This window comes from Bacteroides sp. 519, assembly GCF_010500955.1.
GTDB lineage: Bacteria > Bacteroidota > Bacteroidia > Bacteroidales > Bacteroidaceae > Bacteroides.
Map to the genome: position 1 here is coordinate 1 of NZ_QVMJ01000012.1, position 15,640 is coordinate 15,640.

The 15,640-nt window shown below is 41.6% G+C and carries 11 protein-coding genes; 4 read left to right on the top strand and 7 right to left on the bottom strand.

Annotated features, from left to right (window positions below):
• Positions 1-28: 28 nt before the first annotated feature.
• The 5 genes from D0T85_RS11715 to mobC form a co-directional block, all read right to left on the bottom strand.
• The gene (locus D0T85_RS11715) at positions 29-3,364 is read right to left on the bottom strand and encodes an N-6 DNA methylase (protein WP_239060705.1); all 3,336 of its coding nucleotides are present in this window, start codon (positions 3,362-3,364) and stop codon (positions 29-31) included.
• Complete coding sequence (locus D0T85_RS11720; protein ID WP_129733336.1) at positions 3,351-3,797, bottom strand: DUF1896 family protein; 447 nt, start codon at positions 3,795-3,797, stop codon at positions 3,351-3,353. Before D0T85_RS11720 ends, D0T85_RS11715 begins: the two co-directional genes overlap by 14 nt.
• Before the next feature lie 486 nt (positions 3,798-4,283).
• Entirely contained in the window at positions 4,284-6,374 is a 2,091-nt protein-coding gene (locus D0T85_RS11725) for a type IA DNA topoisomerase (protein WP_129733334.1), read from the bottom strand.
• A 28-nt stretch (positions 6,375-6,402) separates the two neighbouring features.
• The gene (locus tag D0T85_RS11730; RefSeq protein ID WP_129733333.1) at positions 6,403-7,887 is read right to left on the bottom strand and encodes a DUF3945 domain-containing protein; all 1,485 of its coding nucleotides are present in this window, start codon (positions 7,885-7,887) and stop codon (positions 6,403-6,405) included.
• A 182-nt stretch (positions 7,888-8,069) separates the two neighbouring features.
• Positions 8,070-10,079 carry a conjugal transfer protein MobC gene (gene mobC / locus D0T85_RS11735; protein WP_185154804.1) on the bottom strand — a complete coding sequence of 670 codons (2,010 nt, stop codon included), beginning with the start codon at positions 10,077-10,079 and terminating at the stop codon, positions 8,070-8,072.
• Between the two features lie 649 nt (positions 10,080-10,728).
• Here mobC and D0T85_RS11740 point away from each other — a divergent pair.
• Complete coding sequence (locus D0T85_RS11740; protein ID WP_129733331.1) at positions 10,729-11,424, top strand: cation diffusion facilitator family transporter; 696 nt, start codon at positions 10,729-10,731, stop codon at positions 11,422-11,424.
• Positions 11,425-11,560: 136 nt separating this feature from the next.
• Here the strand turns inward: D0T85_RS11740 and mobB are convergent, their stop codons facing one another.
• Together mobB and mobA are read right to left on the bottom strand one after the other, a co-directional pair.
• The gene (gene mobB, locus D0T85_RS11745; protein WP_129733330.1) at positions 11,561-12,820 is read right to left on the bottom strand and encodes a conjugal transfer protein MobB; all 1,260 of its coding nucleotides are present in this window, start codon (positions 12,818-12,820) and stop codon (positions 11,561-11,563) included.
• Entirely contained in the window at positions 12,805-13,242 is a 438-nt protein-coding gene (gene mobA / locus D0T85_RS11750) for a conjugal transfer protein MobA (RefSeq protein WP_129733329.1), read from the bottom strand. Before mobA ends, mobB begins: the two co-directional genes overlap by 16 nt.
• 711 nt (positions 13,243-13,953) lie before the next feature.
• On the opposite strand from mobA, the gene D0T85_RS11755 reads away from it, so the two are divergent.
• From D0T85_RS11755 to D0T85_RS11765, 3 genes are read left to right on the top strand one after another with little or no spacing between them, the layout of a single operon-like run.
• Complete coding sequence (locus D0T85_RS11755) at positions 13,954-14,706, top strand: ParA family protein (RefSeq protein WP_129733328.1); 753 nt, start codon at positions 13,954-13,956, stop codon at positions 14,704-14,706.
• A gap of 6 nt (positions 14,707-14,712) precedes the next feature.
• Positions 14,713-15,174, top strand: coding sequence for a DUF3408 domain-containing protein (locus tag D0T85_RS11760; RefSeq protein ID WP_129733327.1), 462 nt, complete (start codon positions 14,713-14,715; stop codon positions 15,172-15,174).
• Positions 15,175-15,192: 18 nt separating this feature from the next.
• Entirely contained in the window at positions 15,193-15,639 is a 447-nt protein-coding gene (locus D0T85_RS11765; RefSeq protein ID WP_129733326.1) for a DUF3408 domain-containing protein, read from the top strand.
• The last annotated feature ends 1 nt before the right edge of the window (position 15,640 follow it).

The following is a 15,640-nucleotide window of genomic DNA, read 5'->3' on the forward strand; positions in this document are numbered from 1 at the left end:
TAAAGAGCATTATCCAAACTATTAATAATTATACTGTTGAAAATGAGGTGAATTTATAAAAAGTTGGGATAATAGAAAAATTTTGATAACAGTTGTTATTCTTCATTTCGTTGAAAATCTTCGCCCGTTTAGCAGGGGTGAAATCTTCTTTACCCGGATACAACACTTTTGCATTGGGGTAAGCCGTACAGAAAGTTTGGGCTATTTCATGAACATTGGCTTTGAGCGCCATAATGAGCGGTTTATTTACCAATCCCAAACGTTTTTTCTCGTAGGCGCTTACACACATTATCAGGGTTTTACCGCCCCCGACTTCGTGGTCGATAATACCCCCGCCATTGAGTTTATCCATCCAAATTGCATCCTTTTGGCTATTGTATAGGTCGGGAATACCCAAGCCTTTCAGATCCAGTCCCGGAAACTCTTGGTGGCTTCCGTCATACTCCGGACGGACGAAACAATTAAATGTACGGTTGTATTTATCTGCCAGTCGGTCTTTGAACTCCGGTGATTGTTCGTTAAGCCATTCAACGAAACCGTTCCGTATCTCGTCAATCTTGGAATTGGCGAGTTGAATAGATTCGGAATCACGTACCTTGACCTCTTTTATTTCCCCGTCAATCAACTTATTGACTTTCTTTGTTATATCAGGAGAGGTATTATGCAAGGCGTGTTTCATCAGGGCGATACCGTCGAAAGTCCGGCTTGTTGCCTTAACAGCGTACTGATCCCATATCTTGATATTTTTGCTGTCGGCTTTGAGCGTGTATTCATCACGGCTTTGAGCATAATGCACCGATACATTCGTATCAAACAAATGTGAAGCGTATTTGCTGTAAATGCCCGACGGTATCCACCGTTCTCCGAAATTAAAATCCAAATCTTCGAATGCTATCGGACGGGGTATTGCTTCTTTCAGAGCCTTTAATGATTCTTTTGCCGCTTCATTGTCGGGGTGGTTTTCTATATACCGCTCTACGTGTTCCGCTTTGGAGATAACATTACCACTTATGAACTTGTCTTTAATTTCATAAGAGCCTATCATTGGATTGAAAAATACCTGCCCTTTGAGTTCCTCCAGTATTTCATCCGAAGTCCCCCCTGTAAGCCCTGCCATATATTCAAGGTTTACCGTTGCATGTTTATTGAGCGAAGCGGTCAGGGCTTCCCGTGCATTATCGGCATGGGTAATCTCATTGGGATTAAAGGCAACCGGTTGTTGAAATATATCTGCTTTGACGGCTTTACCGTCGATATACCGTTCCAGAGAAAGAATTTCCGTTCCTCCGGCATCCATTTTTATAAGACTAAGATTTTTCGCATCGTTTATATTTCCGAAACGGCGGGTAAAATCATCATACAGTCGGTTAAGCATTTCCCTTAATGCAGGATTGGCTTCCAACCTTGTTGCTTCGTTGCTGTACAGGTGGTGATAAGTGTCCCGTATTTCAATATAAAGGGATGCTTTCGCCTGCTGTGTTCCGGTGAGCTGAAGCGGATGGAACATCGGCTGAAATCCATTCAAATCACGCAAATAACCGATACGATTATTTTCGTCGGTAACAAGTGAGCCATCACGGTAATGGGACGGTATATCTTCCAATAGGAAAGGAACAGGTTTCATGCGTTCCTGCTGTTCCCGTTCGGCTTCCTCTTTCAGCCGTTCCAACTGTTCTTCCCGACGGGCATCGAATACGGGATAGGCCTCGGCGCTTTCCTGTTGTAGCTTTTCCCGTTGCTGCGCTGCATTATGCGCCATTTCTTCCCGCCAGTCCATAAACGGCAGTTCCTTTGACTTGCTTGCCTGTAATTTGAATTTTCTACCTCTCTTTTTGGGTTTGTTTACCTGACTGCGTTCCTCTTGGGTAAAGCCGAAAAGGTCATAGAGCGTTATTAATGGTTCCTGCGTTACGGACTGGGGTTTCGCCTCCGTAGTCGGCGCTTTTTTAATGGCAGGATCATCCATATCGAAAAGAGTACCTCTAAAAGTATTTGGAGCAGCCGGTTGTCTTTCTTCTGTTTCATTCTGCTTTTTTTCTTTAATTCCAAAATCTTCGGGTTGTGGCGGACGTTCGGCATACAGTTTTCTGTCCATTTCAGAAGCGTAATCACTTAATTCCTGAATATCCTGTTCGGTTATCTGATTGCTGTTATCCAATTTTGCAGATTGAGATTGTTGTGTTACCGACTGTGCCGGGTTTTCCTGTGCATAGTTTTGGTAACGCTGCAAATCCAAATGTTTTGAAAAATCATCTTTCAGCATTTGCCGCAAATCTGTGGCTATTCCCTCAATACCGCCTTCATGGGTAAAAACAATAGCAGGTTTGCCGTATGGATCGGTGTCGATTTTGGAACGGGTTTGTACTACTCTGTTGAAATCACGGAACAGGTTATTAATAGATATGCCGTTAGATAATTTGCGGGATTCGATAAAATCCTGCTGTCGTTGGCTTGGAACTATATTTTTATTATTCCGTTGTAATACAATCAGGTCGCTGCCGACATCAGTTCCGGCATGGTCGGAAAAGAGGTTGTTCGGCAAACGGATAGCTGAAACAACATCGCAAGAGTTCATCAGGTATTCCCGTATCGGTTTGTTTTGTTCCGAATTGAGTACGCCCTGACTGGTAATAAAGGCGATTAACCCGCCTTCTCTGGCCGACATGACACTTTTTACAAAAAAGTAGTTGTGTATCGCCTGTGTCGATTGTTTGACGGCGGGTATTTCATGGTTGGACAGTAGCGGATCGAATACCGAAACATCTCCAAAAGGGATATTAGATGCAATCACATCAAAATGCTGTGAATAGCGTCCTTCCATTTTTTCGTAACCTTCAATCCGTACCTTATCATCAGGATAAAGGTGCGATAGAATTTTACCTGTTAGCAGGTCTTTTTCAAAACTGGTTACGTTAGCTTCAGGTGCAATATCTTTGAAAGAAGAAATAAACGCACCTGTTCCGGCACTGGGTTCTAAAAAGCGTGTCGGAGTTATACCGCTATCCTTTAGTGCATCCGCTAACACATCAATAACAGGCTTCGGCGTATAAAATGCCGTAAGGATAGAACTTTTCAGGGAACTGACATAGCGTTTGTAAACTTCCGGTGTGGGAGAACTTTCACGGAGTACCTCGTGGAGTTCTTGCACCAACGGGAAAAGCTCGACTTCGGATTTAGACCACCGCTCAATATCTTCGGGTTTGTCGGCAGGGTTAAGGATTGCCTTAATCCCTCCAAAGCCTGAATATTTTGCGAGTATTTCCCGTTCTTCGGGTGTTGCCTTTTTTTGTTCCTTGTCGAGCCTTAACGCTAACTTTATTGCGTCAATATTCTGACGCAAATGAGTTCGCTTATTGTAACTCATTTTCGAGCAGTATCAGGATCGTGCCGACAAGCTCTGTATAAAGCGACTGGTACTCTGTCGTTTCGGCATAATCATCACTAAGGTTGTATTTAGCAAATACCGCCTGACATTCGGGCATTAGTTCTTTTGCCTTTGCCTGGGCACCACCCGGAGAAACTTCGTCGAAAAACTCGTTCCAAAGTATTTCAACTACTATATTATAAGGTGAAAAGTGTAAGCCTTTGAATAAGGCTTCGTTTGCAATTTCGGCAGCTTGAATATGGTCTAAACCGCTTTTTACGGCTTCGCTGTACGCTTCGGCTGCCATATCCCCACGTCCGGCAATAAATGAAAGGTCATTTGCTTTGTCGGGGTGGGAATCACGTAAATAAGAAAGTAGATTGAGCCGGAAGTATGACATTTCCGCAGGCTCTAAATTTGAATTGTATTTCATAACTATGAATTTTTTAGTGGAAAACTATTGATACGGATAAGCAAAAGGCACCGGGGTATCCCTCCCCAGTGCCACCACTAAAAAATTCAATAGGATAGATTTAATAATTTCTCATTAAAACCTGTGCCATATGAACTTCTTAGTGGCAAAGATAGCTGTTTTATTCCAATTTATACAAGTCAGAACAGTACAGGACTGAGCGATTTACATTGTGAATAACATTGATGACCTTAATTTCCTTACCGATACACGTAGTTAGCGAATTAATATTATCAAGCATATTTAATTCGCAGTCATCAAGCGATTTCGCCCATTCTATAAAGAACTCTTCCAATGAAATAAATTCTCCGATTCTTGGAATAGTAGGATATGGAAAATCATGACTTTTACAATAATCAATAAAAGAATATAGCATTTTAGTCGGCTTATCCAGATTTGCATTTCTCGTCAATGCCTGTCCTAAATTTAATAACAAACTTATTTTCATTACTTTTTCCTCTTTTTGGAATTATCAAATTGGAATATCGTTTTATACTCTGCATCAAAAGCTACGGCAGCATCAAAAGGCTTATTTTCTTTACTCTTAAAGCCTTTGATAGTACCTGTCTTGCCTTTGGTAAGCAGGTCTTTCAGTTGTCCGTCCGTCAGGTCTTTTCCTGATTTATTCCGGAATACTGTCAGTCCGCAAGCCTCATTGTTACATTTTGCAACCTTTTGGAATATTACTACCTGACCGTTTTTACATTTCGGACATGGACAGCTCTCTCTTGTATTGCCGCCTTCGATTTTCTTCTCCAGTAATTCGGTGGTAATCTGTGCGGCATATACTTCGATACTTCTATGAAAGGTATCGGCATCCATTTCTCCCGTTGCTATTTTATTCAATGCGCTTTCCCATGCTCCGGTCATAGCTACGTCCGCTATTTTTTTATCACGGATAGCCAGATAGACTACCAATCCTTTATTGGTAGGAACAAGGGATTTTTTTTCACGCTGAATATATTCACGGGAGAAAAGCGTTTCGATAATAGCGGCACGGGTGGCAGGTGTTCCGATACCCGATTCTTTGAGCGCTTCCCGTTCCGTTTCGTCGGTAAGGTCTTTACCACAGGTTTCCATAGAAGATAATAAACTACTTTCCGTATGTAATGGGCGGGGCTTGGTTTGTTTCTCCAGTAAGTCCGTTCCGTTAATGGGAAGTACATCCCCATCGGACAGGGATGGAAGTGCCGGAGCATCGTCTTCGCCTTTTTCTTCATCAGGTGCGTTCAATACGGCACGCCAACCGGGAATAAGGATAATGCTACCTTTGACTGAAAAAGCAATGCCCGAAGCATCCAAAGAAACGCTTGTGTTTTCTTTGGTGCATTTGCCGGAAAAGGCTTCCAACATTCGGGCAGCAATCATATCGTATATGATACGTTGGTCGGCTGAAATATCTTTCGGCATATTTTCGGTGATAATCAGAGCATGGTGGTCTGTTACTTTCTTATCATTTACAGAACGCCTGTTCAGGCTTGCCCCTGACATTATTTTTGCATAGTTGCCGAATGGAGCGTAACCGGATAACTGACCTATAAGGGCGGGTATCTCGGCAAAAACATCATCGGAAATATAACGGCTGCCCGTTCTTGGATAGGAAATAAGTTTCGCTTCGTAAAGCGACTGGGCTACCGACAGGGTTTTATCTGCTGAAAAACTATGGCGGCTGTTCGCTTCTTTCTGCAAAGTAGTCAAATCGTAGAGCAATGGCGGTTCCTGATTGGCTTCTTTCTTTTCTACGCTTATCACGTTTACGGATTCGGCGGATCGGACACGGTTTAAGATGTCGTCTGCCTCCTGCTTTGTGTTGTACCGTTCTGTGGAAATAGCGGCGAACTGGGTTGCATCTTTTGCCGTATGCAATTTTACCTGAAAATAGGTTTGCGGTTTGAAATCTTTGTTTTCCAGATAACGGCTGCATATCATGGCGAGTGTAGGTGTTTGCACCCGTCCCAATGACCATACGCCGTGCCCGGCTGATATTGACAGGGCTTGTGAAGCGTTTATCCCGACAACCCAATCGGCTTGGCTCCGGGCTTTTGCCGAACGATACAGGTTGTCGTACTCTTTTCCCGGACGTAGGTTCTCCAATCCTTTGCGGATAGCCTGATCCGTGAGAGAGCTTATCCAAAGACGGTCGAAAGGGCGGGAACACTCCAGATAATTATATATATATCTGAAAATTAACTCCCCTTCACGTCCTGCATCGGTCGCAACCACTATACGCTCACATTTATTAAATAACTCTTTGATAACTTTAAGTTGTTTCATTGTGCCCGGATCAGGTTTGTATTCTTTACCGTCCTTTACCTGACGAGGCAATAACTTAAATTCGGCAGGAAGTATCGGTAGGTTTTCAGCCTGAAATCCTGTAATACCATAGTCCTGCGGCATTGCCAGTCCTATGAGGTGGCCAAATGCCCACGTTACACAATATCCGTTCCCTTCTAAATAACCGTCCTTGCGGTTATCCGCACCAACGATAGCCGCTATATCACGGGCTACGCTTGGCTTTTCTGCAATTATTACTTTCATTTACTATTGGATTTTTTAGTGGTTGGTATTACATTTTATGTCCTGTGGACTTTTTCACAGGTTTCCTAATCTGCTTCTGCTCTTGCTGCTTTTCGGTCGGGTTTTGCTGACCTTGTTTCAGGGGTTCATTTGAATGTTTGGTTGCTTCATTGGTTTTACCCTGTGAATTGACTGCTACCTGTGTCTTATTGCCTTCGGCAACTTTCACATCCGCACCTTGCTTTTTGGCTCTGTCCGGGTTCCACTTAAAGAAATCCAGTTTGCCTTTTTCCTGATTGACCTTTACATAGGCATTGAAAGGCTCGCCCTTTCCGTCTTTCATCATACCCTGAACATAGACGGCTTTTCCTTCCCGGAGAGAACTTTGTTGTTTATCGTCCAAATCAACGCCTAAAAGTTTTTTAGGAATACGGACTTGGTTCTGCTGTTCTCCGTTCTGGCTTTGTTCCTGTCTATTGTTCTGCTGATACTTATTGCGGTCTAATCCGTCATAATTGAAATCGTAACCGCCTTTGGCTGCATTAAACTGAACATAAGCATCGAATTTTTTAGGATTATCGGTACCTATTGTCTTTTTGGAGGTCATACCCTCTACGAGTACCTTTTTCCCTTCTTTTAATGCCTGTTGTTGTTCAGGAGATAACTCAACACCTTTCAGGTTTTGAGATACTGTGAGCTTATCAAGGGGTACGGCTTCCAAACGGTTAGTCTGCTTGTCGATAGAAATAAGCGACGGTACTTTTTCGCCCGGTCTTGGCTCCAGTTCTACCACCCTACCACTGTTACCCGTTGCTAACAGGTTTTCTTTTACGTCATTGGGGAGCATAATGCCCTGAAACGGTTTTTCCAAATCAACCTGCTGTTGGTATGGATGCGGGGTAAATTTCAGGCTGCCATCCGGCTGTTCCTCCAGTGAAAGACGGGCTTTCATGGGATATTCTACTCCCTCTATTTTGGGGTTGATATCTACAAGGTGCGGAGATTTATACCCGTAACTCATGGCTTTGAGTTCGCCCTCCAGATTTTCGGGCTTGATACCGTATTTCTGATATTCACTTTCAGGGATACGGCTTGTGTCGAATTGCTTAAATTCGGTCTTCTGTTCGGTTGCTGGTGTTGCTTCCATTTTTTCTTCTTTTTTTTCGGTTTGAACTTGCTTTTCACTCTCTTTGGTGGATTGTTCCTGCTGATTCATATAATCTTTCGGATTGATACGATACTTCTCCAAATCTTCATCACTTAGTTTTAATACTTTATCAAGCATATCGACGGTAACCGCATAGAATCCTGTATGCGACGGGTTTTTAGCTTGATTAAAGAAGTTTTTGAAAAAGTTTTCAAGGGGATCGGCGTGTTTGTCAATTTTGATAAAATCGGTTTGCTTCGCCTTCATGGGATCAATGGCATCAATTTTACCTTTTTTGTCGATGCCTTTCACGACTTTGAGTTTGTTGCCTTCTCCTTCATCTCGCATCAGGAGAACTTTGTCTTTCGGATTTAATTTTTCATCCATAATAAAAACTGTTTTTGTTCTGCATCACTATTAATGCAGAATAAAAGTAGCGGTAATCAAGAGGTTAGCTGTTGATTTTTCGGCAGGTGGTCGCTTGTGGCTTCGATTTGGCAGTGAGTGGCGTTATAGGAAAAACAAAGAGCCGGAAATCCGGCTCTCCTACATTATATATATATGTATATTTATTCTTGTTGCTGTAATAAATGAGCCAATGAAGGATCATCCTTAATGCGTTGTAGTTCTTCTGCAACAATTTGTTTGGTTTCCTCTTTGATACGGTTATAGTTGAGCTGTATCTGCTCTTTCATCTTATCTACTCCGTTTTCGTCTTTAAAGTCGGTAATAATAGGAATAGATTGATAAGCCTTAGTTTCGGCAGCTACCTTTGCATTATCTACAACTATTTCACAATGGAAAATTTTCTGCTCGATACGTTCATCAAAGTTGTCGGCAATCGCTCCGACAAACATCCCTTGTGTCAAGTTACTGATTTTGGACGGTGGTATCAAGCTATCCATCTGGGTACTTATAGAGGTCGATTTATCATTGCGGTTAATAGTCATAGACTGGCGTTTCTGTAAGACTTTACCAAATCTATCGGATAATGTTTTTGCAGTTTCTCCCACAACCTGACCGCTAAAAACATTTCCTACGGTGTTCATCACAACTTTTGCTTCCTTATCCCCGTAGTCCCTTATTAGCTGCGAAAAATCCTGAAAGCCCAAAAGCACAGCAACCTTATTACTACGGGCTGTTGCGATCAAATTGTCAAGACCTTTGAAATAAATTGTCGGTAATTCGTCGATTACGACCGAACTCTTTAATTGCCCTTTTTTGTTTATCAATTTAACTATTCTGGAATTGTAAAGTCCCAAAGCTGCGCCGTATATATTTTGCCTATCGGGGTTATTGCCTACGACTAATACCTTCGGATCATCAGGGTTGTTTATATCAAGCGTGAACTCATCACCGCTCATTACCCAGTATAATTGCGGGCTAATCATTCTTGAAAGCGGTATTTTAGCACTTGCTATCTGTCCCTGCAACTGTTCCATTGCGCCCCCAAGCCACGCGTCCATAAAGGGACTTAGGTAGTTTTCCAGTTCGGGATAACTTGTCAAAATAGGGAAAATATCTTCATACCTTTTATTCAGGAACTCTATCGCATGAGGGAATGTGCAATATTTTCCGTCTTTATAAATTCGGAGATACCATATAATAGCAGCAAACAGAATTATCGGAGATTCCACAAAGAAGTCGCCTTGTTTTTGCACCCATGTTTTATTAAGGTTAAGCATAATTGTATAACTCGATTCGTAAGCATCGCTAATATCTTCCATGAAAGAAGGGTTGATTGGATTACATCGGTGTGAACGGCTCGGATCGTCGAAGTTTATCACGTAAAACGTGGGGACTTTTTTGTAGCCTAATTGATTGTTCAGTAAATGATTATAAGCGATTGTAGAAAGGTCAGGAAACTTAAAATCATACACGTACATTGAAAATCCTTTCTCAATTTGTTGCTTAATGTATTGATTAACAACAGCGTATGACTTCCCACTGCCCGGAGTTCCTAACACAATACTTGCACGAAAAGGATTTACAACGTTTATCCAACCCCGCCATTCTTTTTTCTTATACCAGAATTTCGTAGGCAGGTTCACGGAATATTCACTCTGTAATAGCCGTGTTTCCTGCATAAAACTCTCGTTCTCCGTGTTGAATACGTCGTCGAACATATTGTTTTTGAGTAAACGGCTCATCCATAATCCACCGACCAAAAGGAACAGATAACCTGCTGCCATTGTCAGGATGTAAAAACCTGTTGTAGCCGATGCAGGTAATGGCAATTCAAGTATCCACCAATTCATAAAGAACAGGATAAAACCTATTGTCAGAAAAACATAGATTTTCGGCCAAGTGATTTTTTCCTCTTTAACTCCCTTAGTTCCCAGACACGAAAGGGCAAGGAAAACAACGGCAAATAATTTGGTATAAAGAATACTACCGAATAGTCCGGCAGTCCGGTCAAAGTTCAGTAGTATCTTATCAACTACCGAAATATTGATTCCCCATTCACGCAAAGCGTAATAGCAAAACCAATAAATGTTTATCACTACAAAAATAATACTGATTGCCCTCATGAACTCCATCACTTTGGCAAGTCCTCTTAAATCATCTTCTTGTTGCATAATCTTTAAAAATTAAAAGTTTGAGAAGCGAAATTAGAGAGGTTGTTCTTGTAAATGATTGATTTTCTGTCATGTGGTCGCTTGTGGCTTCGATTTGGCAGCGAGTGGCGCTAAAATGGAATAAGAGGTACCTTATAAGTAAATACCTTAAAATAGTGATTTACTATTTTAAGGAATATTGCTAAATTTGAGGCGTGAAATTTTTGACCATCATAGTCGTTACTTTACTGTCCCTGCAAATAGGATTCACTAATACTGTTTTGCAGGAAATATATCGCTTGCCTTTTTTAATCCAACATTATTGCGAACACACTGAAGAAACATCCATTGACTTAAAAGATTTTTTTAAACTGCATTATTCCGAAAATGAGCATAAAACGAAAAAAAAGGCAAATCACAATCACGCATCTTTGCCTTTTCATAACTCACTTAATACAGTACATATTAATCCTTTTATATTTGCGGAACATTCTTTCGACAATCCTGAAAAACCATTTGCCATAAAATCCGATATTAAAATACCGGATCACACATATTATATTCCTCAAAATCTTATTAACTCAATCTGGCATCCACCCAAGAATAATATTTTATAAATAACTTCTTAGCTAAATAATAAGACGATTATCCAAATAAAATATTAATCATCATGGGAGATAAACATAATCATGCGGAGAATAATCATCCGCATACTAAAAATCATACACATACCAACGAACAGAAAACCAAATGGGTTGTTTTGCTGACAGCCGCAACAATGGTAGTAGAAATTAGCTTCGGGTACTGGACTAACTCAATGGCATTATTAGCTGACGGCTGGCACATGGCTTCCCATGTACTTGCTTTAGGTCTGACATGGGTTGCTTACTATGCAGCCCGTAAGTATTCACAAACAGAAAATCACTCATTCAATAAAGGGAAACTATTGGCTTTATCCGGCTATACGAGTGCCGTAGCATTGCTGATTGTAGCTGTATTGATGGCAGTTGAATCCGTACAAAGGTTAATGAATCCAGTAGATATATTTTTCAAGGAAGCTATTATCGTTGCCATTGTTGGATTGATTGTAAATGCTCTAAGTGCAGTATTCCTGCATCACGATCATGAGCATCGTGACCATAATATCCACTCGGCATACCTACATGTATTGGCTGACGGATTAACAAGTATAACCGCTATTATTGCCCTAACTATCGGAATGTTTTGGCAGATATATTGGTTAGATTGTTTGAGTGGTATAATAAGCTCGGTAGTAATAACAAAATGGGCTATTGATCTGATGAAAGGTTCGGGTAAAGATTTAATTGACTATAAAAAAAAGCAACACACGGCAGATCCAGAATAAATATAGTTAATTACAGACAATAACTTTGTTGATTCAACATCCTAATGGGCAAGTTATTAATTATAAAAGACGAAATCAATAACCTGATTCCGTCTTTTATCGTATAGGTGAAATGACAAACAAAACCTATATTTTATTACATCTGCCTGCCATACCTGCGCTTCTTTTTTTTCTTACGACGTGGTAATGGCATTTCTTCTTTAGGATGGTTCTCCGGCTCCGGATTAAGAATTGAGAAAAGCCCACCGGTTACACTATCCGAAGTGTAACTGTTATCATGGTGCGTGCCTGGCTGAATATTATTGTAAACATCAGAAAGGCGTGTGTCTTTGACTGGCTCTTGTGCTTGTTCCTGTTTTCCACCGTACAGGTCATTGAAAACATTAGCGGAATACTCTTTACCCAATCGGGAACCGTTCAGTATGGTGCGGGTAGTATGGTCTATGAATGTAGCGCCATATATCCGTCCTTCATCATTCCGCCTAAACAGAACATCAATACCCTGCTGCCTTAGCTTCGCTCGGAACTCGCTCTCACTTTGGCTGCCCTGCTTGGCTTCCGATACCGCTTTTAATGTATGTGTCTTCAGGTTTTTAGTTTTGATGCGTTCGGCAGATTTCTCCATACGCTTTTCCAGTCCATCGTAACCGACTGACTTCCCGAATATGGAAGACTTTAGCGGATTGCCGACCTTGTTGCCCTCACTATCCAAAGCGGAATAAAGCAATCCCCGATAAGGCTTTCCTTTTGCCTCGCCTTTCAGTTCCTCAACATTTATATTATATAAGGAAAGGACGGCTTTATATTCTCCCATGCTTTGAAAGTGATACATAGAAGCCAGCGGTTTGATAACGGATGCAATCTGCTTTTTAAGGTTTCCCTTTGAAAAATCGACAGGGGTTAGTTCCCATTGTTCACCCTGCTTTTGTCCTTCTGCCGGATGCAAGTTATATTCCCGTTCCAAATCTTCTGTTATAGCCTTACTTCGTTCATGTTCTTTTCCATCATAAACCTTTTTTCCGTCGCTTTTTACCCGAAGCGATACAATGTGCATATGCTCCCGCTCAATGTCCTCATGCTTGAATATCAGATAAGGTTGATCGCCATACCCCAATCGTTTCATGTATTCCCTTCCGATATCTACCAGTTGGTCATCTGTCAAAACATCATCCTCATGTGGATTCAGGGATACATGGAAAACGTGTTGTTCGGTACGGAAGTGCGACGGGATAAACTGCATGAAGTCCTCAATACAATCAATAACGTTGAAGTGTCCATCGGCAGGTTCAAACACAAGATTCGCACCTAATATCTTTCCCAGACCTTTATCAACCTTTTCCTGATTGTACGTCAATGCACCGTACAGGTTACTACCGATGTTTATTTTTGCAACCATTGTTCCTTAAATTCTTCCGATAATTCCAGAATTTTTTTCCCCGTTTCTGCCAGTTCTACCGTTGCCTTTTCCAATTTATAGAGCAAAGCAAGTGCTTTCTTTTCTGAAAAATTGGTATGCAATTCCTTTACAACCTGATTGTAATTCGTCCCAACGGAACGGAATTGTGCGTAAAAAGATGTGAGTTTAGTAACGTATTCCATAGCGGAACGGTCGATTTTTACCACTCGAAACTCGTCCCCGAAAACACGGGCAGCGATAAAACGAGCCTTCGATTGTAGCCCTGATTGCTCAAACATGGTGAGGAACCGGGCATGTTCTACTGCGGTGAAGTTTACCGAATAACGGTAATTCGCCGGATCATTCTTGGGGTTTCTACCCCCTTTTCCCCTTTTGGGGAGATTCTTTGCTTTTTCATTCATACGTCGGATTTTTTAGTGGTATAATCCGTCGTTAGGCACCCTTGCCGCCTTAACAATCATCGCCCGAATGATTCATTATAAGCAACCGACTTCGGAGGTTGCGCCCCCCCGGAGGGGCAAGCGTTTTTTGCAGCAGAACTTGTTTCGTGCAGCAAAAAACACAGCTTGCTATTTGCCATGACGCAAATAAAATCTGTCCTGAACAGGGACAGATATGAATGCGAGTAAACGAGCGAAAATGGCGGTCGGATATCTCCCGACATTTCATGCAGCAAAGTTATAGGCTAAAGTAACGTGCTGTATTCCAAGCAGCGAAGCCACTCGCTGCCAAATCGACGCCACTCACTGCCACCTCGTGAAAAAGTGATGATTCTGCTAATAAATAGGTTTTTATTTGCAGAGAAAATGACTGTATGAACAGACAGCCGGATAGCTAAATGAATAGCTGTACGGATATAAAAACATACAGTCGGCTATATGGAGATACAGCCGGATTAATAGCTAAACAAATGGCTGAACAAACAAATGACTGGCTAAACGGCTAAACGTTCCAACGGCTAAACAGACGGACAGACAAACAGCCAAATGGCTAAACGGTCAAACGGACGGACAGATGAACGGATAACTAATCAAACGTATGGCTGAACAGACAGACGGTTGTTCAACCGGACAGAGATACAAACGATGTATAATAATTAAAAATTTCAGACAATGGAAAAGAAAACTTTGAACGTGGCTTTCAGTACCCAAAAGGGGGGAGCCGGAAAAACAACTCTTACGGTGTTGGTTGCTTCTTACTTGCACTATGTGAAAGGCTATAACGTAGCCGTGATTGATTGCGACTTTCCACAACACTCGATTGCGGAAATGCGTGAGCGTGATATAAAAATGTCGATGGATGATGACCATTACAAGCTCATGGCTTACGAACAGTTTTCTGCATTGGGTAAAAAGGCTTATGAAGTTATCGAAAGCAGCCCAGAAAATGCTATGGAAGATGCACAGGAAGTTATTGAAGTATTGCAGCCTGACTTCGTATTTTTCGACCTGCCCGGAACAATCAACAATCCGGCAGTTGTACACACGCTTTCACTCATGGATTACATTATTGCTCCGATCAGTGCTGACAGGTTGGTACTGGAAAGCACCCTGCAATATGTGATTACGGTCAATGATGCCCTGATTACGCCCGGCAAAGCAAAAATCAAAGGGCTGTACCTGCTTTGGAATCTCGTTGATGGTCGGGAGAAAACCGAACTCTACGAAGTGTATGAAGATGTGATTGATAAACTGGGTTTCCCGCTTTTCAAAACATTCCTGCCCGACAGTAAGCGGTTCCGCCGGGAGCAGTCGGTAAACCACAAAGCCCTGTTCCGCTCTACACTGTTCCCTGCGGACAAAGCATTGGTAAGAGGCAGTAACCTCGATGCCCTGATAGATGAAATGTTGGAAACTTTAAAATAACCGATTATGGCGAAAAAGAAAGAAGAAGTAAACCTGAATGAGATTGATGCCAGTTTTGTCATATCCTCATTCAAGAATAAGGAACGCCGGAATAATCCGAGTTCCATACCCAGAGCATTAGTTCCTGAACACGAAAAGAAACAGGAACAGGAAGCGGAAAGCGTGGAACCTGAAAAAACGGAAGTTATTCAGGAAGAATCCCCCCGTGAGGAAACCAAACGGAAACGCAGTAAATCTCCTGATTACGAAAGCCTGTTTATTCAGGAAGTCGGCATTACGGCACGTACCGGAAAATCTGTTTACATACGCAAAGACCACCATGAAAAGATTATGAAGATCGTTCAGGTCATCGGTAAAAATCAGGTGTCTTTATTCAGCTATATAGATAATGTACTGTCCCAACATTTTGCTGCTTATCAGGATGAGATAACGGAATTGTACAATAAAAACAACGAAGGAATTTTCTAACAATAAAACAATCAAATTATGATAGTCAGTCCATTTTTAATAGATAGCGGAGATAAGGCAATAATAGGAATTGTCCTCTGGGGATTGGTGATACTGGCGGCAATTATTCTGCCGAAAGCTATTCGCTATAAGAAACGTATGCGGAAAGAATACGAAGAAAAAACGGCTCCTGAAATAGAAATGATAGTCGTTCCGGGTGATAAAACGAAACCCGAATCTTCCGGCTATAAGAAACAGTTTCTTGTCAATGCAGGTATCCCGACAAGAAACGGAAAATTAGTAAGTATCCGTAAGGAATACCATAACCGGATTTCAAAGATTGTAGGGGTTATAGGAAAAAATGAAGTAACCATATTCAGTTACATAGACAATGTCCTGAAGCATCATTTTGAAACCTTTCAGGATGAGATTTCAGAACAGTATAAGAAGAATAACAATGATGATTACCTAAACCCTAAAAAGTAAG